Genomic DNA, 25633 nt, shown 5'->3' on the forward strand with positions numbered 1-25633 from the left:
GTATTAAAAAGGCGCTACTTCAATCAATAATACACTTTTAGGATTAACAATTGACCGTAAAAATCTAAAATCGTAAATCTATCTTGTAAATTAAAAAGGCATTCCTATACCAAAATTGTATTGCAAGAAACGGTATCTATCAGGACTATGTGTTGTTAAATAATTGGCTTTAAACGCTTTACCCCCATTAATAAACTTGCCGATAACCCACTGTTCGTCGCCTACAAACTGTGGATCTTTCAATTTCAATCCCACATCAAACCTGAACACAAAAAACTGCACATCATACCTAAAACCTAAACCTGTGCCCAAAGCGATTTGCTCCCCTAATTTATCAAATCTGAAATAAGTTTCAGTTTGTGTACTACTACTGGAACCTATATTCCATATATTACCTGCATCTAAGAATGTAGCCCCGTTTAGCTTACCTCCAAAAAATCTACGAGCCAAAGGAAAACGATATTCCAAGTTTGCTTCTATACGCATTTGCCCAATTTGATCAAAACCAAAAGCGGCTGCCCTAGCTTCTTGCGTGGAAATAGTTGCTCTGTTATAGTTTCCAGGGCCTAAAGTTCTAGCTTGCCAAGCTCTTACTCCACTTGAGCCACCAGCATAAAACATTTTCTCGTAAGGTATCGCTACCGAATTACCATAAGCATGCCCTATACCTCCATTAATACGGGTTACTAATTGCGATTCTGCACCTAAACTTTTATACCATCTAATATCTATTTCTGGTCGTACATATTGATTATAAGGCAAACCCAATATTTTACCCTCATTACCATTAGCAGCACTGTGCTTTTTGCCAGTTAAACTCGATATTCCTTGCAAGAGATTTCCAGCAATATCAATATTTCCTCTAAAATAAATGAAGCTCGTATTTTGCAATAACTTATCTGCATTTAAGGAATAGGCATACTTCATACCTAATGTAACATTCTTTCTGTCGAGCAAAAGAAGGTTAAAAAAGTTATTTAACACCGCTTGTTCGTTATTTTCATCTAAAATATCCATTAATACGCTACCGAAACGATATTCGAAATTTAAAGGAGTAAAAGAATGCATTTTAGACTTGGTCTCTACCCAATCGTAAGTAATAGAATTAATAAAAATTCTACGAATAGTAATATCTTTCTGTAGCGCATAAAGGTAACTACTTGAAAAAGTGGTATATGGAATTCCATTTTTACCCATAATTGGAATTCTAAAAGGCACCATTAAACGTGGCACTGTTAAACTAGCACCAACCGAAAAATCCCTTTGATAGATATCTGAAAAGACACTACCAATGTTTGAAAATCTCGACTGTAAACCTCCTTTTACCTGAAACTGAAACTTTTCTCCTCCCTTTAAAAAATTATTATCGATATAAGTATTACTTAACGTGAACCCAACTGTAGCGTTATTAAAAGGTATTTCTCCTTCAATACGATTGCTCATCCGTTTTTGGGGAGTAAGTAAAATAACAGGATCGATAACGCTGGCGGTATCTTTATTTTTCAAGTAATCAATTTTTACATTCTTGAAAATATTAAGTTGGTAAAGCCTATCATAAGTAAGTTGCTCATTTTCTATATTATACCTTTCTCCAGGTCTGATAAAATCGTAGCGAGTAATTGGATTTCTTCTAAATTTTCCAGATAAATCTGTAAAACGAATACGGTTAAAAATCCGCTTATTTAAGGTTATTGAGTCTGTAAATCCATCTGTATTTGGCGCTATAATAATATTGGTTTCGCCTATAGTATATACCTTATGTTTATCGGTACTATCAATCGGATTGTCTATAATCAGCTTTACTTTTACCTTATTATTGTTTTGGTTAGAATCTGGACTAAATTTTACATACGGTCTTACAAAATCGTAATATCCGTTTTTACGCATCAATTGGTATATCTCTTCTCGTTCATAAGACAGCGAATCCTCATCGTATTGCATGCCAACGTGTAAACGTGAAAATTTATCTTTAGAACTTAAATACAAAGATTTAACAGCTTCATCGGCAATATCGTTTGTAAGTTCATTTACCATAAAAGGCTTACCTGTTTTGGCCGTGAACGTAAGTTTTGCCTTTTTCTTTCTAACTTGAATATCAGATTTCACTTCCGCATTAAAGAAGCCTTTACTCTTCAAAAATTTCTCAATCTGGGCACGAGAAATCTCGACTAAAGTGCTATCTAAAATAGGTGGCGGATTGCCTAGAGGTTTGATATTTGTTTTGCGATATTTACCGTCTTTGGTATTGAAAATATTGTAGATGCCAACGCCTATCCCAAACCCCTCTATCGGCTTGATATCTTTTTGAACATATAAATAAGCGGCCTCTTTGTAAGCCTTATCAATACTATCTATTTCTACCTTTTTTACAATGGCTTGGTGGTCCTCAATATATTTTGTTGAAGCACAACCTGCTATAAAAACAAGAATAAATAGTAATATTGCAAGAAGTTGAATGTCCTGTTTATTGTAGTTTTTATATGCTTTCAAAATCTCAGATCAGTTTTATTAAATCGCTCCATCAAAAAAAGTACCGTAAAGAAAACGGAATTTTCATTATCGAAGGTATAAAATCTATTGTAGAATTTTTAAATTCTGATTACCAACTACATAGCATTTACTACACTCCGAAAATATCGGGTACTTTACCTAAAATTAGTGCAAATATAAACTTATTTGAAGTAACAGAAACTGAGTTACAAAAGATTAGCACATTACAAACGCCACAAAGTATACTGGCTTTAGTACACATTCCAGCTCTAAAAGAAATTGATGTAAGTTTGTTGGCCAAGCAATTCTCCTTAGTAATTGACGATGTACAAGACCCAGGCAATTTTGGCACTATCATTAGAACTGCAGATTGGTTTGGCATTAAAAACATCATTTGTTCTGAAAACACTGTAGAAGCTTACAATCCTAAAACGGTGCAATCTACGATGGGTTCTTTGTGTAGAGTAAACATTCAATACACTTCATTGAATAACTTTTTATCAAAAACCAAGCTTCCAATTTATGGAGCGTTGTTAAAAGGGGCAAACATTTATCAAACCCAATGGGCTAACGAAGGATTGATTCTACTAGGCAACGAAGGTCACGGAATTAGCAAAGAACTGATCGAGAAAATCAACTTCCCAGTGACTATCCCTCGTTTTGGCGAAGCAGAGTCTTTAAACGTAGCGGTATCTGCTGCCATTTTTTGTAGCGAGATTAGTAGGAATTAGGATTGAATAACAGGCTACAGTTTTGCACAGTTAACCTCCAAAGAACCAATACACTAATAAACAGCTGAAACGAAAGCAGAAAAATAATTAAAGATTTTAAGCGATATAGTTTGGAAGCTTACATTTAATTGTTATTTTTGCAACCTTGAAAATAAGGGTCGAGTGGCCGAGTGGCTAGGCAGAGGTCTGCAAAACCTTGTACAGCGGTTCGAATCCGCTCTCGACCTCAAGTTAAAATATTTAAAAAGAAATAAAGCTTATTATCATGGCAGTTACCAGATTAAAAAGAAAAGACAGATACAATAAAACTGTTTCTCGTTTAGAAGTAAAAAATTTGAAATTGGCGACTAACTTAGAATTAGGTAGCCGTTCTCAACAATCTACTAAAGACCAATTAGCAAAAAACAACGCTGTATTAGCAGCTTTAGCTAAATAATCTTTTTAGTACAAAGAAATAAGAAAGTCCCGACGATATGTCGGGACTTTTTTCGTTTACAACCAAATAAGCGAAAAATTAATTATGCACCAGTTCGTAAACTTTGTGCATATACATCGCCTCGTCAATAGCATGAACAAAATCATGCAGCTCTGCTCTAGTAAATTTTAAACAGATGTCTGGGAAAGGCGTTGATAAAATCACCACCCTGTTTCCATCAGGACTGTATTCGAAAAACTTATCGAAATTAAGCTGCTTGGCCACCTTAGTAAATTCGTAGAACTGACTAAACGAAAAACTTAGCAATAAGCCTGGTTTCCACACATTAATCATTTTACAGTTATTACACTGGGTAATCTGTATATCCCCCGAATTAGCAATCATGGTTTTTTTGCACATATCTTTTAAGAAGCTGATCATGCAAATATCTAACTATTTAGAACAATTCCAAATAAGAAAGCAAAGTAATTATTTTATAAATGAAAATCAGTCAGTTATAAATAATACAATCAAAACAAACTAAGGATTGTTAAGATATAAATAACAAAGCCGAAACTAATTTTAAAGCGCATGAAAAAAGAAAGCATTTTAGTTGAAAGAACCTTTAATGTGCCCACTAGCAAAGTATGGACTGCATTAACAGATACCAATGAAATGGAGCAATGGTATTTTGATATCGAAAAATTTGAACCTAAGGTTGGTTTTAAATTTGATTTCATGGGAGGTCCAGATGATGGCCCGCAGTATTTACACCTGTGCGAGATCACAGAGGCAATTGAAAATGAGAAACTAGCCTATACTTGGCGCTACGACAATTACCCTGGAAATTCGTTGGTTTGTTGGCAATTGATAGATAAAGGCGAACAAACCATAGTAAGGTTAGTCCATTCGGATATACACACCTTAGAAGAAGGCGGCCCAGATTTTAGTAAAGAAAGCTTCACAGCAGGCTGGAATCATATTTTACACACCAGCCTAAAAGATCATTTGGAAGAAGAGGAAAGCTAAACCAAGGTTTGACAAATACGTTTGATTAGGCCGGGACCTTCGTAAATAAAACCAGTATAAAGCTGCACCAAAGAAGCACCGGCCTCTAACTTTTCTTTCGCATCTTCGGCCGAATGTATGCCTCCCACTCCAATAATAGGAAATGCTTTACCCGACTTTTCAGAAAGATAGCGTATAACCTCTGTAGAGCGCTGCGTTAACGGCTTGCCACTCAAACCACCCATTTCACCTTTTAGTTTCTCTGACGAGCCTAAATCATCCCTTCCAATGGTTGTATTGGTTGCAATAACACCTGCAATTACAGTTTCTTTTACAATTTCAATGATATCGTCCAACTGCTCGTCAGTTAAATCTGGTGCAATCTTTAATAAGATGGGTCTAGAAATATCGTTTCGGCAGTTTCGTTTCTGCAAAGTATTCAAAAGTTCCATCAAAGGTTCTTTCTCTTGCAAAGCTCTCAATCCTGGCGTATTAGGAGAACTTACATTTACCACAAAATAATCTACCACATCAAACAGTCTATCAAAACACTTCACATAATCGTAAACTGCGTCTTCGTTCGGTGTATTTTTATTTTTTCCAATATTTCCACCTACAATAATCTCTGGATGCCTGTCTTTCAGCAAACGTAAACGCTCTGCCATCGTATCCACGCCTTTGTTATTGAATCCCATACGGTTAATCAAGGCAGCATCTTCTGGCAAACGGAACATCCTAGGTTTATCGTTACCTGGCTGTGGCAAAGGTGTAACCGTACCTACTTCAATAAAACCGAAACCCAGATTGCTCAAAGCTTCTACATATTCTCCATTCTTATCAAATCCTGCGGCTAAGCCTACCGGATTTTTAAACTTCAGTCCGAAAACTTCACGCTCTAAACCTTTAAAGCTGACATCGTAACTACCTCTTAACACCGATTTTCCAAAAGGGAAAACATCATTGAACCATTTAAGGCGTTTTACCACAAAATGATGAACATTTTCAGGGTCGAATTTGAAGAATATAGGCTTTACCAAACGATACATGATGCGAAGATAATAAAAAAGGAAATTTATATATTCTTAATTTGTTTTTTGGAAAGCATCTGCTGCAATCATGGCAAATGTAGTCCTTTGCTTTCGCTAATCCCTATAAAACCAGTACGACAATGCTCAAATCGGGAAACCGCTTCGCCAAGGTTTATTTTACAAAGGGCTGTTTAAAAAGCATAAGGCCTAAATACAGGGGTGCTAAGTATTTTTATAGAAATTTGTAGATTAGGGAAAAAAATGGCGCTTATCTCTACCGCATTGGTTGGCTTTACGCCATTTGATGAGGGTTATAATTAAGTTAGTGGCAAGCGTTCGACGACGTTTCAACCGACTTCAATTTTATAACTTCTAAATATTAACGCTGGAAATGAATATTTTTAAAAATTTATTTAATCACTCAACGAAACATAAGCTTAACTGTGAACCGACTGAAAATAGCTCTAGACCAAGGCACGGACTAAATGCAGAAGGCGATTTCTATGTTGAAAAGGATTGTTGTATTTTATGTGGTGCACCTGAAGTTGAAGCAATTGGCTTAATGGGTCATTCTGACGAAGGATGCTATTTTATTAGACAACCTGAAACCGAAGAAGAAATTGAACAAGCTATAAATGCTATTGCTGTATCCTGCGTTTCAGCAGTTAGGTATGGTGGAACAAATCAAAAAATAATTAAAAGACTTTATGACCTAAAGCTAGAAACAGAGTGTGACCATAAGCTAATAAAACAATAAAAGTTCATAACTCTCAGCCTATAACAACAGGTTTAAGTTAACAGAAATAGAATGACAGACCAGCAAGTAATAGAACTGATAGAAAAAGAATTAAAGGAAAAAACGCTTCGAACGACGGAGCAATACCTAGCAATCCATAATCCTGTCTATACTCGCGACAAACTAAAAGTTGACCGAATTGACCGTGAAGGAGAAAACGAATTAATTATTGCTTACCTACCTGTAATTGACGAACGTTTTTACTTTGCAATCTATATTGACACTCAAAATAATGAAATAATAAATGTAGGAACCGAATCCGATAACCGTGTCTATTTTAGAGCCGACTCTGACAGGTTTGGCTTTGAAGAACTTTCTAAGATGACTATTTTAAAATCCACAGGAGGAAGAAATAAAGGAGACACTAGAGGAACTGGATTTTGGAAAGAAAGTACGATTTTTTTTGAACCGAATAAAGAACCAGACGAATTTGCAGACAAACTTAAAAAGCTATTAGACTTTTTGGAAATCGATATAGAAGGAATAAAACGACTAATAAGAGAAGCTGATGGTTATATTCAGGTAGCTATGGAAATCCATAACGGAAACACTATGTTGGGAGGTCCGCATATCGACAGCGATGCTTTAAAAAGAATGAGCGACTTAGAGCTAGAAATAAACTTCGATCTATACGTTGGTGGTAGAAGTTTTAAAGATTAATTACTACTTCTGCCTACAACAGGTTTAAGTTGCACCTCGGGGCGAAGCAAGGACACTAAATTTGAAGCTATTTATTTAGTTTAGTGCTGTGGGTAGTTAGTGAAAAAAATTAGGCTCAACTTAAACCTGCAAACGTTAGTTGCCATTTTTAACGCCCTTACAATGATAAAAAGTAAGCCTACAAAATACGAATTTAAGAACTCATCAACCTTGTATGCAATATTTATAGCTTTAAGCATTATAATCCCAAGTGTACTTTTATATTTTCTTGGCCTGAATGGCAATCCCAAATTAGTAATCGCAGTAATAATTTTGGGGTTATTGAATTTAGTCTATTTCTGTCGAAGTTATTTTGATAAAGAAATTAAATTGGTATTTGATTCAGAAGGGATTAAAACTAAAAAGAAAGTAATAAAATGGGAAAAAGTAAAAAATGCTGAAATTAGAGTTACTCGTTCTCCTGGTTTAAGTCCAAATTACGATCTAATAATTCATCATAAAAAGGGAAAAGAAACATGGATTGATGTAACAAATTTAGACTTAACAGAAGAGGATCTGAAAATGATAGTTAGTCAATTTTTAAAGTAAAAAAACAGCAGTTTTGCGCCATAACTTGTTTGTCTTTCTTGGAAAATACCCTGAACAGCACAATTTCTCATTACATTTATTTTTAACTTGTCGCGAATGTGCAAAGCCCCGAAACGTTAGGTGTAATTTTTAGTGAACCAACGTAAAAACAATAGACTTGTTAATGCAAAATAAATTAAAAAACTGTTTAGCAACTTATTAATCAAATTCCAACTATACAAACAGTTAGTTAGGCTCCAATTGCAATCGATGAAAATAAAAGTTTATTCCCCTTTAAATCCTTTACTAAAAAAATACATCGAGTGTATCTATATACTCACACATAAACCTGAAGAAAAACACACCAAATACATCACCTTCCCATCTATTTTTACCATTGTATCAGTAAGTGAAAAATCCAAAACTATTAATAAAGGAAATAAATTAATCATCGGGCAGTGCGATGAAAACAAGATTGAAACACATTTGGTATCTGATTTCAATAAACCTGTGCATATTCAATACGAAGGGAAAATAAACGAAATCACTATCTTATTTAAGCCGTTAGCTATTAATTCATTTTTGGAGCATGAATTAAACCATTACAATACATCAAACTTCTCTGAATTTTTACCTTTTGAAGATTATAGAAAAGTTATGATTGAAATTCTTTCTCTGCAAAATGATATCGAAAAAATTCAAGCTGTTGAACGTTACTGGTTGTCAAAATTAATAGGGTTTAAGCATAATTTCCTCGAAAATATTATGTCTGAAATGATGTGCAAAAAGAATGACGCTTTAACCATTACCGAACTATGCAAAAAAAACGCTATTTCACGTACAACATTAAATAAACACTTTGCCAGACATATCTGTAAAACACCATCTCAATTCAAGAAGATACTAAGATTTAGAAATGCGGTCAACAAATACTCATCAAATAATACAAAAAGCAACTTAACGGGTATTGCGTATGATGTTGATTACTTTGACCAGTCTCATATGACAAGAGAATTCAAGTCGGTGACAGGACTCTCTCCTAAGGTTTTTTTTGAAAAAACGACTGCGCTAGAAAAAAAACAAATTCACTGGCTGTTTTTATAGATAGGGTTTACACTTGTACAATTTTTCTTTTTATGATTAGCGTACTTTTGCCACTTAATCATAAAATAATCACCATATGACAATCCGTCAAATATATTTTATTGCAGCTATCTTCTTTGCAGCAATTTCACAACCTATCTTAGCTAAAGCACAAAATTTGGAAAGCATAAGCGCTCACTTAAAAAATCTTGAAAAAGAAAATTACTTAAGTGGTGTTGTTCTTATTGCAAAAAATGGAAAACCAATTTATAGGGAAACATTTGGTTTTGCAAATTTGCCAGACCGTATTAAAAATAAACCAGACACGAAGTTCAACTTAGCTTCTATTAACAAGATGTTTACAGCAATGGCGATAATGCAATTGGTGGAATCTGGCAAAATTTCGCTTGAAGATAAAGTAGGTCAATACCTTTTGGATTATCCCAATAAAACGGTTGCCGACGCTGTGACTATCCATCAATTATTAACGCATACTTCAGGAATGCACAGTTTTTGGGAGGAATACGACAAGCTTGCAAAAGAAAAATTCAAAACAGTTGCTGATTACCTTCCGTTGTTTGTTAATAAAAAACTAGCCTTTACTCCTGGTAGTGACTTCTTATATAGCAATTCTGGATATATGGTTTTAGGGTTAATCATTGAAAAAGTGTCGGGTCAAAATTATTTTGATTTTGTAAAAGAACATATCTATAAACCTGCAAAAATGATTAATACAGATGCTTACGAATTGGATAATGTTATTGCAAATTTAGCTACTGGCTATACCATGTCATTGGAAGAACCAGGGCAATGGAAAAATAATACTTTTTTAAATCCAACAAAGGGAACTCCTGCCGGTGGTGGCTACTCCACAGTTGACGATTTGTTGAGTTTTGCCAATGCATTACAAAGCAATCGTTTACTTAGCAAAGAAAATACAGCTCTTTGTACATCAGGTAAAGTGAAGTTTAGAGAAGGAATGTATGCCTATGGATTTGAAGAAATCACCATCAACGGACACCGCATTATTGGACATACCGGCGGACACGACGGCGTTGCCAGTGAAATAATGATTTATCCAGATTTGGGCTACACTGTTGTTATTCTAACCAATGGAGAAGTTGAAAACTATTGGGAAGTGAGTAACCTAATTAAAAAACAATTAGTGGGCCCAGCACCGTCAATCAACAATTTCTTCTACACTAAAGATATAATTAAGACAGTAAGCAACAAAGGCTACGAAGCTGGTATTAAGCAAATCGAACAAAATTCAAAGAAATATTCATTAAGAGAAAATCTTATTGAAAGATATGGCTGTAAGCTCTTGTTCGAAAGAAAGATTAATCAGTCAATAGACTTATTTAAGTTAAATATTCGCTTTTTCCCCAACTCAACCTATGGCTATTATTATATCAGTGAAGCATATAGGGTTTCAGGCCAGAAAAAACAAGCGATTGAATATCTAAAGTTATATCTTGAAAAGGAACCAGAAGACAATGACGCTAAAGTAAAATACAACTTGCTAACTAAATAACTAAGCTAATAAGAGCTTAGCTACACTGAGTTCGGTTACCTTCAGTAAAGGCTTCGCCGTTTGCAAAGTGCGGCGAAATTTTAAAGTTTAATCCCGTACTTACGGGATTCTTCTATTGAAATTTTGTGCAAAATTGAAGATTTGTACTCAGATTACCTTATCGTCGCAAAGTCCCGAAATACTAATCACAACCTTAGCAGCGCATTAGTACAAACTTAAATATCCAAGCAACTTTCAAAAAAAATTGCACAGTCAAATAATTATCGTAATATTGCAATATAAAAATATTAGCAATGGGCGCAACTAAAACAGAGCATTTCACCGACCAGCAAAACCAGATTGCAACCATAGCAAAAGCTTTGGGACATCCAGCAAGAATTGCAATTATTGAGTATTTAATGAAGGTAAACGAATGCATTTGCGGGGACATTGTAAACGAACTACCATTGGCACAGCCCACTGTTTCGCAGCATTTAAAAGAATTAAAAAATGCTGGTATTATCAAAGGAAGTATAGAAGGAAATTCAATTTGCTATTGCATTGATGAGAAAACTATCGATATTCTAAATACTTATTTCTTAAAAATTATAAAAACTGTATCAAAAGCAAAATGCTGTTAAGCATTTTTTTTGATCACCTATATCGCAATATTGCATTTAAACTATATAAAATAAGAACAATGAAATTATCAGAAGTGAAACAACTATTACCAACGTTAGAAAACGTAGAATTTCAGTTAGAAAATGGCACTTTCGTTCCCAAGGATTTTCACGTTACCGAAGTGGGAATGATCAGCAAAACCTTTATCGACTGTGGTGGCACTATCCGTTCAGAAAAAGTAATAAACTTTCAATTATGGAACGCAGATGACTTTGAACATCGCTTGAAACCTAACAAACTGCTCAGCATCATCAAACTTTCCGAACAACAATTGGGCATTGAAGATTTTGAAATAGAAGTAGAATTTCAAAGTGACACCATTGGAAAATATGATTTAGCTTTTAACGGAAAAAACTTTATACTGAGAAACAAAACGACAGCTTGCTTGGCACAGGATGCCTGTGGTATTCCCTCGGAAAAAGCGAAGAAAAATTTGATAGCACTGAATGTTAATCAGAACAATGCTTGCACGCCAGGCGGAAATTGCTGCTAACATGAGAAAGAAATCTAGATATTACAAGAAACCTATCATTATTGTCACAGCTGTAATTGGATTACAACTCGTTTTTGGGTTCGACCCAAAATTTTGTATCATCAATTTCATTTGGTTATTCGTTTAAATTATGAGAAAGAAAGTATTGATACTTTGTACAGGGAACAGTTGCAGAAGTCAGCTTGCGGAAGGATATTTAAGATTTTATGCCGGCGAAGAAGTGGAAATTTATAGTGCAGGCGTAGAAACTCATGGAGTAAATCCAAAAGCTATCGAAACAATGAAAGAAGATGGAATTGACATTTCAAACCACACATCGAATCACATTGACGAATACCAACACATAGACTTCGACTTTGTAATTACTGTTTGCGACAATGCTAAGGAGCGTTGTCCCTTCTTCCCTACAAAGGCTAAAAAGTTTCATTACAATTTTCCAGACCCAGCCAAAGCTAGAGGAACAGAAGAAGAAATTAATGCCCAGTTTAGACAAGTAGGACAGCTCATCAAGGCGTATTGTAAAAACTTCTGTGAGCAATATTTATAATTGAAACTTCTTCTAGCTATACTTATTCCCTTCCTTAATTGTAAAAAAGTTAGCCACCCACTGAAATGCGACAAAACTAAAAACATACAACAAAGATGCGCCGTTAAAAACTTCACCAGTAGAAAAAGCTAAACCTATAGCAATTAAGCCAAACAAGGTCATTAGTACCGTATAGCCAGGCAAAAACAATTTAGGCTTGGTGGGCGAAAATACCACGCTTAAAGGCACCATCATGGTAAAACCAAAAACAGCTACCGTAAGAAATTCTTCTTTAGCTAGAGTGAAATAACACAAAGTGCCAATAAGAAAAGTAAAAAAACTTGCCGCAACAAAGTTAGAACTCATTGTTTCATTCTTATCTAACAGCAGTTGTCCGTACCTATTAAATCTCAAAAACAAATTGCTAACTGGCGTAATTACCCAAGTAGAAAACGCAACCAACGAAAGCAGAATAATTAGTGGCACCAAATAAGGTTCCAAGGTTTCATTAGCTTCTGCAAGCGCTCTTAAGCCTCTAATCCCAAAATAAAATCCTAAAATTACCACCCACTGGTATTTGCTGGTTAAATTACCCATCCAAAAGGCATATTTTAAAAACATCCGATAAATTGGATTGCCAGCTTTCAAGGCCTCTCTCATTCCTGCTTGCGCATAACTAAAACCTGGGTCGTTTTTTAAAGCCTCTCTAAAATGCTCCAATGCTTTTTTATGATTTCCACTCTCTAACAAGCCCCAACCGTAGTTTGCGTGAGTAAAAGCATTGTTTGGATCTTCTCTTAATGCTCCTTCTATGGTATTAAAAGACTCTTCGACTTTATTAAGTTTCAACAAAGCCGTACTTCTAATATTTAGGGCCAACAAATTTTCAGCGTCTATTTGCAAGGCATTTTCAGCATGTTCCAAAGCCTCTTCGTAATGTTTGCCAGCCAATTTTATATTAGCTAACAAAGCAAAGTAATCAGCATCATAAGCATCTAATTCAATTGCCTGTAGAATGTGTTGCTCGGCTGCTTTATAGTTATCTTGTTGTATCGCAATTCTAGCTTTAATATAGAATAAATACGGATTATCTGGCGACAAGCCAATCGCATTTTCGATAATCTTTTGCGCTTCTTCTAATTTATCTTGTTGCAAATTAGCTTCAGCCAGTAACGACAAACAATAAATATTTCCAGCATCTTGCGAAAGCAATTCCTTTAAAATACGCTCGGCTTCGGCAAATCGCTGTTGTTGAAAAAGAATGTCAATCTTCGCTAACCTATTATCTTCAATCATGCTATTTCTTAATTTTCATATAGGTTAAAATATCGTCGTACAAGCCAGCATCATTGGCAAACATGGCAAAGTTTTTTGCCGTCATAAACCACTCTTGCGTACTCGGTTTGTGTTTTTTAAGGGCGTTGAGCAAATCGTTAGTATTTATTGGCTTCGGAATACCATCTACAAACGAAGATTCCAACTTCAGCTCAATAGCAATGTCAATCATCGCATCAATATCAGCCCCCGAAAAATGCTCCGCTTTCTTGGCTAAACTTTTATAATCAACTCCTTCTACCGGTTTATCTTTCAGCTTCAGCTTTAAAATCTCTTCCCTACTTTGCTCGTCTGGTGGTGGTACAAAAACAATTCGGTCAAATCTGCCTGGGCGCCTAAACGCTGGGTCTAAATTCCAAGGAGTATTGGTTGCACCCAAAATTAAAACCCCTTCGTTATTATTATTAATCCCATCTAATTCCTGCAAAAACTGATTAATCAAATGCCTACCAGCAGATTGCTTCATATCGCTCCTACTAGCACCTAAAGCGTCGATTTCATCAATAAACAATACGCAAGGAGCATTTTCGCGAGCCAGTTCAAATATCTCATGCAAATTTTTCTCGCTGTTGCCAATCCACATGTCCAAAATATTGTTGAGGCCAACACTAATAAATTTGGCGTTCACCTGTCCGGCAGTGGCCTTAGCCAAATAGGTTTTACCACAGCCCGGAGGACCGTACAACAAAATCCCGCCACCTACTTTTTTACCATAAGCCTTATACAATTCTGGATGTTGCAGTGGCTTAATAATTTTCATTTCAATTTCCTTCTTCACCGCTTCCATGCCGCCTACACTATCGAAATTCACATTAGGCTTTTGCAAAAACCTATCGTCTATTTCCATATCCTCTTCTTCAAAAGCATTGGTATCACGCAAACGCAACTGACTATCCAATTCTTCATCAAAATAATTACGGTCAATGGTTAGTGCTCTTTTGTACATTTCCACCGCCTTGCCGAAGTTGCTTTCTTTCAACAAAGCTTTTGCATACAAGGTAAATACAGCTAATTCCTCCATTCCGCCCTCTATGGCTTCCTCTAAAATTACATTGCAGGCAGAGTAATTGCCCTTTTTGAAGAACACATTTGCTAAACCAATTTTCGCTTTGTTGGCACTTGCCGAAGTGAGCAAAATAGTATATTCTATCTCTGCATCCACAAGTTTGTTAGCAGTCAATAATGCATCAGCCAATAGCAATCGTAACGGCGCATTATCTGGCGAATGTTTTAAAGCTTCTCTTAAATTCAGAATGGTATTACTCATTTGGCAAAAATTTAAATACCGCCTAAGATAGATAAAAGGCGGAAAATAGCATAGTATTTATCTTTTGAAAAGCGCCTGCATTACCAATGGCAAATGTAGTCCTTTGCTTTCGCTAATCCCGATGAATCCTGTACAACAATGAAAGTAAATGCTTACATCGGGAAACCGCTTCGCCAAGGTTTATTTTACAAAGGCTGTGCAGAAATGCATGAAGTCTAAACACATAGGTGCTAAGCATTTTTCTGAGAATTCAAAAATTTGTAGATTAGGGGAAAATGGCGCTTATCTCTACTGTATTGGTTGGCTTTATGCCATTTGATGAGGGTTATAAATTAGTTATGCGACAGCTTAAAGAACGAACGATACAACTAAATGATGACAAGCAACAAACTAAATAACGACGAAAAACAGGAGGAACTTACAAAGTATCGAGAATTGGTTTTAGCAACACTTGATTATTACATTGACAATAAAGAAATGCATATCAAAACGGTTGACTTTGACTCTGCACAACATTATCAAAGCCTTAAAATCCAAACAGAAGAACATTATCAAAAAGGACGATTAACAAGACTAAAACAATGGTTTCGTGACTTAACAGAAATGCAAGTAGAAACTGTAGATTTGAAATTTAATCTGTATTTGAAGGAAAAAACCAAATTTGACATTGACATTTTTAAATCTTATTTCCAACGTGTTGACAAGATTATTCAAAAAGGCAAAATAACAACGGACAATCAATTCTACGACATCAATATTATGGTTGACCAACTTTGCCAAACCGAACCAATTGATAACAGTAAAATACAAATATTAAACAAACTTTTAGGCGAATACGAACAACGAAAATCACGACAATCAAAAAAGCCGACCGCATAACAAGGGTTTTGCAATAGTGGGGCGAAACTGCAAAGTTCAACGGCAGTTCTTCGGTTCAAATTTTGTGCAAAATTGAAGATTTGTGCTTCGATTGCCACACCATCGCAAAGCCCCGAAACGTTAGCAGTAATAATATGACGACACAACCGAAACATAACATAACGACAGAAAGAGCAACCGACTTGCTAAAAGACGGACAACCTTTAATTGATATTTATGTTGAAGGAGAATTGAAAATTGAAGTTGAAGAAAATTGGGATAAAGAAGTCGTTTTTGAAAATTGTATTGTGGAAATTTTTTCTGCAATCGGTCAGCAATTTGAAAAACCAATTAGACTAACAAACTGCCATTTTAAAAATTGCGAATTTACATTCGTTTATTTTTTCGGTGGACTAACAATTGACAATTGCACTTTTGACAACTACTTGGACTTTCAAGCAGGCGGACATAACAAGACAGGAAATCCAGTAATCATAACTAACAACGAATTCAAAGACTTTGTAAACTTCTTTGACTGTTGGTATGAAAACGAAGTAACAATATGCAATAACAATTTTTACAAAGGGACAAACTTATTGGGCAAAGTTCACAACATTTCCGCGACATTTGACATAGAACCAATTATTAAAGACAACATTGGTCAACTTGACTTAAACAACGAAGGAGAAAAAAATGAGTAACGAAACGACAAACATACTGACATTTGAAGGAATTACTACCGCTAACAAGGTATAGCCAAACCGTTATGCAATAATACCAAGACACCTTGACATTAATAGAGAAATATAAAACTGAACTTGAATTAGTCCGACAGAACCCAAAACTCTTGGACAATTATCGCTTTGACAAAGACGACATAAATTCAAAACACTTCGACCGATTAAGACTAAATATTGCAATTTACAATAACCTTAAACAGACGGACTATGAAATTGTCAAATTCCTGTTTACAGAAGAAAAGGAATGGAGAAAATATTCGAAAGACGGTGAAGTTGATAATTTATACTTCTGTGCCTTCATTCTGACACTTTTCAATTCGCTTGAAATCATCTGGTTGTTTTTTGAAACTAAAAATATTGACTTTGACAGCGGAATTGGATTTGATGGAGAATACTTGGTTTCGGTCGGCATTAAAGAAACTTATCAATACTTAAAAACATTTGACAATCCATTAAAAACTGAACTGTTAAAATATATTGGTGAGACTGAAGAAAGTTGTAATTATTCACAAGCGGATATAGACGATTGGAAAGAAAATAAAAAATCCTATTTCACAGGTTACAAATTCCCAATTCAAGATGAATTGTATTTTCTTTATTCAACAAACGAAAGGGAATTATTTTTGTCCAAACTACCAGAATGGATAAAGCAAGAAAGAAACTGGACACACGAAGAACTTGGTTTATATAGGACATACGCAAAATACACTGAGGATAAGACTTTAGAGATTGAAGCCTTTAAATTAACAATTGAAAAAAATGATACGGATTTTCTAAGGGATATTTACAACCGACAATTGGCAGAGTTATATGTTGAGACCGGTGAAAATGATAAAGCCTTTGAAATCCTTGAAAGAGTAATAAAAGGAACGGACAATAATAATATTGTAAGAGATTGTGTTGAGCAACTTTGCAGAATAATTATTAAAACAAACAGCACATCATACGAGATATCTAAGAAATCATATAATCTTATTATCATTCAACAGAAAAAGTATAGAAACTTTTCACCAATGGTGGACAGTTTACTTAATGAGGTAACAGAAATAATGAACGAGGAGAAAATTACTGCATATAACAGCAGCTTGCCAAAAGGGGGGCGTTCGTGGTGGCAGAAAATTTTCGGCTCCGAATAAAAATTAGCTGTAGCTTGACAAATGGTGCTTCTAAAGGCCCACTATCGCAAAGCCCCGAAACGTTATAGCCAACTTCAAATGTAGAATACAATAAGAAATGAACGGAATTAAAAAGCATAGAGGACTTAAACGTTACTACAAAAATCTTGCATCAAAAGTTGACGATTGGTCTGGATTAAATTTTACTGACCAAAAATCTGCTTGGTTTGACCTATGGCATACTCACTTTGATTGGAGAGGGTATGGCAACGACAGTTTCAGAAAAAGGAAACCTCATCTTGATAAACTATTCAGACATTTTGAATTGCTAGAACAAAAAGCTAAGAACTTGAAAACCGACTATCAAATTTGGGCGACAATACTTGATTTCCATAGCGGTAGTGACGCATTATTTTTGCATACACCTAATCCAAATCATAACAACTTTCCACTGGAAATTAAAAATCTGACTTATAGCTCAACACTTAAAAATGAAGACTTAAATTCTTATCTAAAGAATCTAAAAGGTTATGAGATAATCTATGGAAATGCAGACGAAGCATTTTGTATACTGTACAAGAAAAATGTTGGTTTAACAAACTGGTTATAAAAAATATAAAATGAAAAGCAGGAATAGGCTACTATAGCTCAAATTCCTACTTTTCTATAAACTAAGGCTAATACTTAGCTCCTGAGTTATTAAGAAACGAAATTCTTAACCACCTCAGCCAATGGTGTAGTTTTACGACCAATTAGTTTCGACAAAGTTTTATCTTCGGTATACAATGCGCCTTTTGAAGCTTTTGAATCACTATCCGCTAATATTTTCGCAAAGCCTTCTGGCAAACCAACAGAAACTAAAACACTAGCAAAATCCGCCTCAGGCAAATTATTATAAGGAATATCCTTACCTGTTTGTTTAGAAATTTCTGCAGCCAAATCACTTAAAGTGTAAGCTTCATCACCTCCTAATTCGTAAATTTTATTTTCGTGACCTTCGGTTGTTAAAACCACTGCTGCTGCTTCGGCAAAATCTTCACGTGTTGCCGAAGAAATTTTTCCGTCGCCAGCACTGCCAATAAAACCACCTGCCTGAATTGCACCAGCGATAGAACCAGCGTAATTTTCAGTGTACCAACCGTTACGCAAAATCGTATAGCTAATACCAGATTCAATTAATGCTTTTTCGGTAGCTGCGTGCTCAGGTGCTAATGCCATTTCTGAAGTCGCTGCATGCAATAAACTTGTATAAACTATATTTTTCACTCCAGCTTCTTTAGCAGCATTAATCACATTTTTATGTTGTATCTCACGCTGACCAATTTCATTTCCAGAGATTAAGAATAATTTATCTACACCTTTCAAAGCTTCAACTAAATTTTCAGGCTTAGTGTAGTCGAAAGCTCTTGCCTCTATTCCTAAATCTGTAGCTTTTTCTGGCGTACGCACTAAGGCCACCAAGTTTTCTGCTGCTGTTTTTTCTTTTAATTTTTGTACGGTAACACGACCTAATTGACCTGTTGCTCCTGCGATTGCTATTTTCATATTTTCTAATTTTAAATGAGTGAATTATTAAATGATTAAATGTTATTGTTTATTTATTTCTAGGTTTCAGTAACTAGTGTTCAGGCGCACGTATTACCATCTGTCTGTCACTATCACCTTACTTATTTATTTTAAACTGATTACTGACACCTAGTACCTGACCACCCTATTTATTGTAACTATTTTTATTACAGTTTTATTCAAAAAAAATTAATTCGAAAACCTAGCACTAAAATCTGCAAGTGTTTGCTGATTAAGTTGACTAATTAGTTTTCGTTCAGTATCATCGTACAAAGCGTTTAAATGCTTATTAATATCTCTTCCTATTTCACAAAGTGGATTTGGGTCATTTTTATGGCTACCTAACAAATGAGCAGATTTTACACTTTCGTATAATGCCCCCAAGGTGATTTTATCAGCCGACTTAGCCAAAGTTGCACCTCCGTTTTTGCCTTCCTTACTTACCACAAAACCTTGGTCACGCAAGTTAATTAACTCTTTTCTTACTAAAACAGGGTTGATATTGATGCTACCTGCCATATAATCAGAAGAAAGTAACTCTCCTTTAGCTTTATCTAGTAAAACTAAAATGTGTAGTGATATGGCAAATCTTCCGTTGTTCATTCTGTAATTTTATTTATTACAGTACAAAGTAACATAAAAGTTTTTAATCGTACAAATTATTTTTTTTAACCACATAGAAACATAGTTCATATAAGTAAAGAAAGATGGTCATCAAGCTATTTAACATCGAACCATCATAATAAACGTTCTATGTTTCTATGTGGTTAAAATCGACATCTAACAACAAATTATTGCTTATTTTATGTTAAAAAATGTTAGCAAACACCAAACAAATGGCTTTTACAACTATCTTTGTCTCAACGCCATTTAAATCTTACCATCTTGAAGAAGTTTTTTAAAATTCTGGGCATCAGTATTGCCTCATTGATAGCGCTTTTATTTATCATTCCGTTTCTTATTCCAAAAACGATTAATCAGCAAATCACCAAAACGATTAACGAAAATATCAAGGGAGAAGTTAGCTTTAAAGGTACTGGAATTTCATTTTTCACACATTTCCCATCCCTAACCCTAAACCTAGACGAATTTTTATTGAAAGGTTCCGAGCCTTTTAAAAATGATACTTTAATCTACGCCAAACAGATGGCGCTGGGCATCAATTTGTTCTCTTTATTCGGCAATCAAATCAAAGTAGACGAATTTTATTTAGACAATGCCAAAATCAATATCCTTTCAGATGAACATGGCCACGCTAACTACAACGTTTACGAGAGTAAGGATGATGGCAAGAAAAACACAGATACCAGTAGCACTGCCATAAAAATCCAAGGTATCTATATCAAAAACAGTGATCTGGTTTACAATGACAAGTCGATACCGATGATGATTGATGCCAAAGGTGTGAATTACAGTGGAACTGGAGATTTGAGTAAAGCGATTTTCGACTTAAAGAGTAAACTTTCTATTAAAGACGCTGACATTTATTACGCTGGCACGCCTTATTTACTTCATAAAGAGCTAAATGCTAAACTTATTACCAAAATCAACACCAGCTCTTTGGATTTACTATTCGACGAAAATGATATCAAAATCAACTCTTTACCTATTCGATTTGTAGGTCGCTTTTCTTTTTTGAAAGATGGTTACGACATGGATTTTAAAACGCAGGCAAAGGAAACCGATTTACAGAACATTTTTACTGCCCTACCCGCTGAAATTGCTGACAAATTAGAGAAAACCAAAGTAAAAGGCTACGCAGAAATTGATGCTTCGCTAATTGGAAAGTACATTGCAGAAAGCAATACCATGCCGAGTTTAACCTTCAACATGAAAATTCGTGAGGGACAAATTACCAACCCAAATGCGCCCGAGCCTATCAAAAACCTGTTTCTAAACCTACAAACGAAAATCCCTAGTCTAAATCCTGATAGTTTGGATTTGAATATGGACAGTCTGTTTTTTAATATCGGAAATGATTATCTGGCTTCGGTTACTAAAATCAAAGGACTGAAAGAACCTCAAATTTATACCAAAACCCGTTCTAACATCGATTTAGAAAAATGGGCGAAAGTAGTAAACATGGACAGCCTAAATATTAAAGGTAGGTTGGTGATGAGCGTATATGCAGATGGAAAATATGCCAAAAAAGTGGTTAAAAGTGGATTGAGACAAGTAGATACGGTAATTGCTACGGTGCCAACTTTTGATGCAAAAATTAAGCTGACCAACGGTTATTTCAAATATGCTTCGCTGCCATCTCCGATTGATAAAATCAACTTTGATTTTGTAGGTAACAACGTGAATGGTGATTATAAAAATACCAAACTGGAGATACAGCATATTGATATCAATGCGATGTCGAACTATATTAAGGGTTATTTAAAACTGCAAACCATCAATAACGTCACAGTTGATTTAGGCTTAAAAACGGCTATTAATTTCGCTGAAATCAAGAACTTCTACCCTATTAAAGATTTGGTATTGAACGGTAAACTTTCTGTTGATGTGACCAGCAAAGGCTCTTACGACAAAGTAAAAAAACTCTTTCCTGTTACCAATGCTTTGATCAAACTGGATAGAGGTTACATCAAAACGGTACATTTCAGTGAAGCTTTAGAAAAGATTGACATTGATGCTGCCATTACCAATAAAAATGGCAGTTTGAAGGGCACTTTACTGAACATCAAGCCTATTTCTTTTGAAATGTCGGGTCAACCGTTTTTGCTGAAAGCCAATGTGAGCAATTTAGAAAATGTCTCTTATGACATTGCCTCAAGAGGAACCTTAGACATTGGGAAACTTTATAAGCTTTTTGCAGTTCAAGGTTACCAAGTTCACGGACTAATCTACACCAACGTTAATTTTAAAGGTTTACAGAGTGATGCCATGGCAGGAAGATATGGTCGTTTGCAAAACAAAGGTTTTATGAGTATCAAGGATTTGAATATCCTTACCGATATGTTTCCGAATGCTTTTATCATTAAAAATGGCAAATTTTCGTTTACTTCTGCTGCTTTAAAATTTGATGAATTTAATGCTTCATACGGTGGTTCGGATTTTAAATTGAATGGAAACCTGAACAACTACGTGAACTTTGTTTTTGATGAAAGAGAGAAGCTGAGCGGAAGTTTTGTATTGCACAGCAACAAAATTATAGCGGACGAATTTATGGCTTACGCTGGTGATACTACCGCAGCAACCAGTAGTACAGCTGCTAAAGGCGTCATCATCATTCCAACTAATTTAAACGTAACTTTTGCTGCAAATCCCAATGATGTGGAGTACAACGGGCTCAACCTTAAAAATGCAAAAGGCAAAATGGTCATCAACAATGGCAAGCTCATGCTTTCGGAAACTGGATTTGATTTGATTGGAGCAAAAGTGGTGATGGATGCAAGTTACCAAAGTACTAGCCCCAAATCTGCCAACTTTGATTTTAAATTAAACGCAAAAGAATTTGATATTGCTAAAGCGTATAAAGAAATCAAGTTATTTAGGGAAATGGCAACTTCGGCTTCGAAAGTAAAAGGCATTGTTGGTTTAGATTACGAATTAACTGGCAGGTTGAATGACGAAATGTTTCCCATATTACCGTCGGTAAAAGGTAGCGGTGCTTTGACTTTAAAAGATGTGAAATTGGCTGGTTTCAAGATGATGAACGCAGTAAGTAAGGAAACTAAAAGAGATAGCTTAACCAATCCGAATTTGAAAGATGTAGTGGTTAAAACTTCTATCAAAAATAACATCATGACTATTGAACGCACCAAAATGAAGATTGCTGGTTTTAGACCACGATTTGAAGGCGAAGTAAGTTTGGATGGTCGTTTGAATTTAAAAGGCAGATTGGGTTTACCTCCATTTGGTTTGTTTGGTATTCCATTGAGTGTTACGGGTACGCAAGAAAAACCGATTATTAAACTGAAGCGCAATAAAGAAGGTAAATTGGAAGAAACAGAAGATGCGGATAGCAAGTAGTTTTGTTTTGAATTCACAACCTATCTCGTCATTTCGACGAAGAATGAGGAGAACCGAAGCTCTACGAAGTAAAATCTAACTATTGGGTTAAGCTATTTGTTAGATTTCTCCCTGCGTTCGAAATGACGGACGAGTGAGAAAATAAAACGTTTGCCTGTTAGACACCTTCGGAGTCATATGATTGATCCTTGCTTTCATGCTATAAATATTAAAAATCCTTCGGATTTACTTTCAAATATTATCTGGCATGTATTTCTTAAGTCTTTGCGTTCTTTTCGAAACCATCCAAAATCTTTGCGGTTAAATTTTAACGCGAAGAAACATAAGAGTTGCGCAAAAAACGCAAAGTTTAGCACGGTTTTAAGTTCTCAAACCCGATTGTAATGGAAATACTTTTTTTATCTCTTCCGATAATAACTTTGTCATGCTGAGCTTGTCGAAGAATTTCTTGCCACGAAGATGCTTCGACAAGCTCAGCATGACAGCCCTGAAAAAAAGATTGTAATGAAAAGCGGGACTGACTTGAATAGTAGCATCAGTCCCTGCTTTCCCAAAACATCTACATCCTATTTTGTTCGTCGGTTTTTGCTCTTGCTTTAGCGTCTTTCACTTTCTGGTTTCCGAAGTTATATTTGAGGTTGATCATAAAATATTGCGTATCCCTGTAATCTGTAAAGTACTGGTTTTGGTTAGCGTACTTCGCAGAAACAATACTATTATCAGTTTTAAAAATATCGTTAATGACTAAGCCAATTTCAAATTTCTTATCGAACATTTTCTTATTCAACACCACATTGGTGTTCTGTGACGAAGTGATATTGAACGACCCTTGTATCGATTTCGAATTGTAAACGTACAACAGATTCAAATCCCAAGTTTTTGCTTTATCTAAGGTAATTTGAGTAGAGACATTACCATAGTAAAAGAAATTTTTGTTCTTGTACAAAACCTTATCTACACCTATAAAATAATCGTCGTTGTACTCGCCCATTGCATATAAATTAACTTTCCATTTCTCGCTAAGTGAAAAGCCCTTAGAAAAGTTAGCCCCAAAATTATTACTCTTTTCGATGTTGGTGTAGTTGTAAACAGTTTCAAAAGTTGCTGGATTTTGAACAGAAATTTCCATCGATGGATTGACCCTGTGGCTATAATAGATTTCGAAATTCCAATCTTTCAAAGTGTAAGTCGTACTCAAATTGTGAATAATAGTTGACTTCAAATTGGCATCGCCCTGAAAGTAAGAATAGAAATTGTAGTACGATTTTGAGGGGTTAAGGAAATCGTAATTAGGTCGGTTAATCCTCTTGCCATAAGAAAAACCGAGCTGCTGGTCTTTACCCAAATTGTGCATCAAATACAAAGTAGGAAACAAATTGGTTCGAGTATTTTTGTTCTCTACAAAAGGCTGATTGGAAACCGTCTGAATTAAGGTAGTTTCGGTGCGTAGACCAGCTTTAGCTTCCCATTTTCCCCACTGATAGTTAACAGAAGCATAGGCAGCAAAAATATTTTCCCTGTATTTAAACAAATTACTCCTATTAGGGTCTAGCACTAAATTTTGCTGATTGCCATCGAAAAAACTCAAATCGTTTTGATTGCTTACGAAGCTATATTTCAAACCACTTTCAAAAGTCAATTTCTTTTGGTTTAACCGATAATCTAATTGCGACGCATATAAATCAATCAGCTGTAAACTATGGTTGGCAAAGCGATTATAACGTTCTGGTTCGTTAATAAAACGAAAATAGGTAGCCACTTCTTGGTTTTCGCGATGATGATTGGTGCTGTAATTATTGGACCACGTTAGGTTATGCGCACCAAACTTCTTGTCGTAAGCTAAATAGGCATTAAATCTGCCGTAACGTTGTCTTCTATCATTTAAAGTTTGGTAGTTGGATTCTAAAGCATTGTTAGCGGTGTTGTAGATATTGGTGGGCACATTATAATTCCCAATGGACGCTGGATTGTAATTCCCATCAAAACCAAACTGGATGTTTTGGAGCGTATCTATGGCATATTGCGCTGAGAAATTGTACGAATGTTGCGCATGAGACTGCGTTTTTCTAACCATGTCGCTCTCCCAACGGGTCTGGTCGTCTGCAAAGGTCACCACATCTAAATTTTTACGCACGTAATTTCCAGACACAAAGTTATAATCGCCGCTCAATTGCCATTTATCGGTATTGAAAGACTGCATCAAACCTATCCTACCCTTTGCGTAAATAGATTGATGGTAACGCCCCGACAACCTTCCCTTGTAGCCTGTAAGCTTATTTTGCTTCATTTTGATGTTGATGACCGCACCGCCTTGGGCTTCGTATTTCGCAGGTGGATTGGTAATCACTTCAACTGAATTAATACTGCTTCCTTTTGTGTTTTCTAGGAACTGCTTCAGCTGCTCTTGGCTCATCAAAATCTTTTTATCGTTAATGGTTACCAAAATCTGCGTACTTCCACGAACAGAAAGTTCATCATTCTTTACTACTACGTTCGGCGTGTTTTTCAAAATGTCCCAACCGTTCAAATTTTGCAATGGTGTTTGATCGATATTGAATTCTAACCTATCCGCTTTGCGTTTCAGCATTGGTTTTTTGTAGTTTACGCTAACGGCATCCAGTACAATTGTGGTATCTTTTTTTAAGGTTTTTCGTGTAGAATCTTCTTTTTGAGCCCAAGCAAAAAGAGGCAGGCAGAAAAAGAAAGCGATGTAAAACTTCATATGTTTAATTTATTTTTCTGCAAAACTGTTGCGAAAATGGCAGAAGCTTAGTTAATGAAGT

The 25633-nt window shown here is 35.4% G+C and carries 24 protein-coding genes and 1 tRNA gene; 17 read left to right on the forward strand and 8 right to left on the reverse strand.

Annotated features, from left to right (window positions below; all coding sequences use genetic code 11):
* Positions 1 to 90: 90 nt before the first annotated feature.
* Positions 91 to 2490, reverse strand: a complete 2400-nt coding sequence (tamL, locus tag CRO54_RS08445; protein ID WP_240775059.1) for a translocation and assembly module lipoprotein TamL — start codon at positions 2488 to 2490, stop codon at positions 91 to 93.
* Here tamL and CRO54_RS08450 point away from each other — a divergent pair.
* From CRO54_RS08450 to CRO54_RS08460, 3 genes are all read left to right on the forward strand, one after another.
* Positions 2481 to 3221 (forward strand): TrmH family RNA methyltransferase, encoded by a 741-nt coding sequence (locus tag CRO54_RS08450; protein WP_097130937.1) that lies wholly within the window; start codon positions 2481 to 2483, stop codon positions 3219 to 3221. The two genes, tamL and CRO54_RS08450, sit on opposite strands and share 10 nt — an antisense overlap.
* A 156-nt stretch (positions 3222 to 3377) precedes the next feature.
* Positions 3378 to 3448, forward strand: a tRNA-Cys gene (locus tag CRO54_RS08455).
* A 38-nt stretch (positions 3449 to 3486) separates the two neighbouring features.
* Positions 3487 to 3657: a spore protein gene (locus tag CRO54_RS08460; protein ID WP_097130939.1), complete on the forward strand. Its 171-nt coding sequence runs from the start codon at positions 3487 to 3489 to the stop codon at positions 3655 to 3657.
* Positions 3658 to 3735: 78 nt separating this feature from the next.
* Here the strand turns inward: CRO54_RS08460 and CRO54_RS08465 are convergent, their stop codons facing one another.
* Positions 3736 to 4056: a hypothetical protein gene (locus tag CRO54_RS08465; protein WP_138765785.1), complete on the reverse strand. Its 321-nt coding sequence runs from the start codon at positions 4054 to 4056 to the stop codon at positions 3736 to 3738.
* A 171-nt stretch (positions 4057 to 4227) separates the two neighbouring features.
* Here CRO54_RS08465 and CRO54_RS08470 point away from each other — a divergent pair, with 171 nt between their 5' ends.
* Positions 4228 to 4665: an SRPBCC family protein gene (locus tag CRO54_RS08470; protein ID WP_097130943.1), complete on the forward strand. Its 438-nt coding sequence runs from the start codon at positions 4228 to 4230 to the stop codon at positions 4663 to 4665.
* Here CRO54_RS08470 and CRO54_RS08475 read toward each other — a convergent pair.
* Entirely contained in the window at positions 4662 to 5690 is a 1029-nt protein-coding gene (locus CRO54_RS08475; protein ID WP_097130945.1) for a quinone-dependent dihydroorotate dehydrogenase, read from the reverse strand. The two genes, CRO54_RS08470 and CRO54_RS08475, sit on opposite strands and share 4 nt — an antisense overlap.
* A gap of 373 nt (positions 5691 to 6063) precedes the next feature.
* Here CRO54_RS08475 and CRO54_RS08480 point away from each other — a divergent pair, with 373 nt between their 5' ends.
* The 8 genes from CRO54_RS08480 to CRO54_RS08515 all read left to right on the forward strand — a co-directional run bounded on the left by CRO54_RS08480 (position 6064) and on the right by CRO54_RS08515 (position 12012).
* A complete protein-coding gene (locus tag CRO54_RS08480) occupies positions 6064 to 6429 on the forward strand; it encodes a ferredoxin family protein (RefSeq protein WP_097130947.1) in 366 nt (121 codons plus the stop codon).
* Between the two features lie 51 nt (positions 6430 to 6480).
* The gene (locus tag CRO54_RS08485; RefSeq protein WP_097130949.1) at positions 6481 to 7128 is read left to right on the forward strand and encodes a DUF4279 domain-containing protein; all 648 of its coding nucleotides are present in this window, start codon (positions 6481 to 6483) and stop codon (positions 7126 to 7128) included.
* A gap of 162 nt (positions 7129 to 7290) precedes the next feature.
* Positions 7291 to 7716, forward strand: a complete 426-nt coding sequence (locus CRO54_RS08490) for a hypothetical protein (protein ID WP_138765786.1) — start codon at positions 7291 to 7293, stop codon at positions 7714 to 7716.
* Positions 7717 to 7965: 249 nt separating this feature from the next.
* Complete coding sequence (locus CRO54_RS08495; protein WP_097130953.1) at positions 7966 to 8799, forward strand: helix-turn-helix domain-containing protein; 834 nt, start codon at positions 7966 to 7968, stop codon at positions 8797 to 8799.
* Between the two features lie 76 nt (positions 8800 to 8875).
* On the forward strand, positions 8876 to 10312 hold the full coding sequence (locus tag CRO54_RS08500) for a serine hydrolase domain-containing protein (protein WP_097130955.1): 1437 nt from the start codon (positions 8876 to 8878) through the stop codon (positions 10310 to 10312).
* 293 nt (positions 10313 to 10605) lie between these two features.
* The gene (locus tag CRO54_RS08505; protein WP_097130957.1) at positions 10606 to 10932 is read left to right on the forward strand and encodes an ArsR/SmtB family transcription factor; all 327 of its coding nucleotides are present in this window, start codon (positions 10606 to 10608) and stop codon (positions 10930 to 10932) included.
* Positions 10933 to 10991: 59 nt separating this feature from the next.
* A complete protein-coding gene (locus tag CRO54_RS08510) occupies positions 10992 to 11465 on the forward strand; it encodes a DUF6428 family protein (protein WP_097130960.1) in 474 nt (157 codons plus the stop codon).
* Between the two features lie 130 nt (positions 11466 to 11595).
* Complete coding sequence (locus CRO54_RS08515; protein ID WP_097130962.1) at positions 11596 to 12012, forward strand: arsenate reductase ArsC; 417 nt, start codon at positions 11596 to 11598, stop codon at positions 12010 to 12012.
* 12 nt (positions 12013 to 12024) lie between these two features.
* Here CRO54_RS08515 and CRO54_RS08520 read toward each other — a convergent pair whose 3' ends face one another.
* Both CRO54_RS08520 and CRO54_RS08525 read right to left on the reverse strand, forming a co-directional pair.
* Entirely contained in the window at positions 12025 to 13287 is a 1263-nt protein-coding gene (locus CRO54_RS08520; protein WP_097130964.1) for a tetratricopeptide repeat protein, read from the reverse strand.
* Position 13288: 1 nt separating this feature from the next.
* Positions 13289 to 14593 carry an ATP-binding protein gene (locus CRO54_RS08525; RefSeq protein ID WP_097130966.1) on the reverse strand — a complete coding sequence of 435 codons (1305 nt, stop codon included), beginning with the start codon at positions 14591 to 14593 and terminating at the stop codon, positions 13289 to 13291.
* A gap of 375 nt (positions 14594 to 14968) precedes the next feature.
* Here CRO54_RS08525 and CRO54_RS08530 point away from each other — a divergent pair, with 375 nt between their 5' ends.
* From CRO54_RS08530 to CRO54_RS08545, 4 genes are all read left to right on the forward strand, one after another.
* Positions 14969 to 15472 carry a hypothetical protein gene (locus CRO54_RS08530; protein WP_097130968.1) on the forward strand — a complete coding sequence of 168 codons (504 nt, stop codon included), beginning with the start codon at positions 14969 to 14971 and terminating at the stop codon, positions 15470 to 15472.
* A 134-nt stretch (positions 15473 to 15606) separates the two neighbouring features.
* Positions 15607 to 16152, forward strand: a complete 546-nt coding sequence (locus CRO54_RS08535) for a hypothetical protein (RefSeq protein ID WP_097130970.1) — start codon at positions 15607 to 15609, stop codon at positions 16150 to 16152.
* An 86-nt stretch (positions 16153 to 16238) separates the two neighbouring features.
* Positions 16239 to 17327 carry a hypothetical protein gene (locus tag CRO54_RS08540; RefSeq protein ID WP_097130972.1) on the forward strand — a complete coding sequence of 363 codons (1089 nt, stop codon included), beginning with the start codon at positions 16239 to 16241 and terminating at the stop codon, positions 17325 to 17327.
* A gap of 97 nt (positions 17328 to 17424) precedes the next feature.
* On the forward strand, positions 17425 to 17916 hold the full coding sequence (locus tag CRO54_RS08545) for a hypothetical protein (protein ID WP_097130974.1): 492 nt from the start codon (positions 17425 to 17427) through the stop codon (positions 17914 to 17916).
* Positions 17917 to 18005: 89 nt separating this feature from the next.
* Here CRO54_RS08545 and CRO54_RS08550 read toward each other — a convergent pair whose 3' ends face one another.
* Positions 18006 to 18851 (reverse strand): SDR family oxidoreductase, encoded by an 846-nt coding sequence (locus tag CRO54_RS08550; protein ID WP_097130977.1) that lies wholly within the window; start codon positions 18849 to 18851, stop codon positions 18006 to 18008.
* Positions 18852 to 19061: 210 nt separating this feature from the next.
* A complete protein-coding gene (locus CRO54_RS08555) occupies positions 19062 to 19475 on the reverse strand; it encodes an RrF2 family transcriptional regulator (protein WP_097130980.1) in 414 nt (137 codons plus the stop codon).
* Between the two features lie 282 nt (positions 19476 to 19757).
* Here CRO54_RS08555 and CRO54_RS08560 point away from each other — a divergent pair, with 282 nt between their 5' ends.
* Entirely contained in the window at positions 19758 to 22850 is a 3093-nt protein-coding gene (locus CRO54_RS08560; protein ID WP_171047865.1) for an AsmA family protein, read from the forward strand.
* Between the two features lie 559 nt (positions 22851 to 23409).
* On the opposite strand, the gene CRO54_RS08565 is transcribed toward CRO54_RS08560, so the two are convergent.
* Positions 23410 to 25572, reverse strand: a complete 2163-nt coding sequence (locus CRO54_RS08565) for an outer membrane beta-barrel family protein (protein ID WP_097130984.1) — start codon at positions 25570 to 25572, stop codon at positions 23410 to 23412.
* Positions 25573 to 25633: the final 61 nt, after the last annotated feature.

Source organism: Pedobacter xixiisoli (assembly GCF_900215335.1).
Classification (GTDB): domain Bacteria; phylum Bacteroidota; class Bacteroidia; order Sphingobacteriales; family Sphingobacteriaceae; genus Pedobacter; species Pedobacter xixiisoli.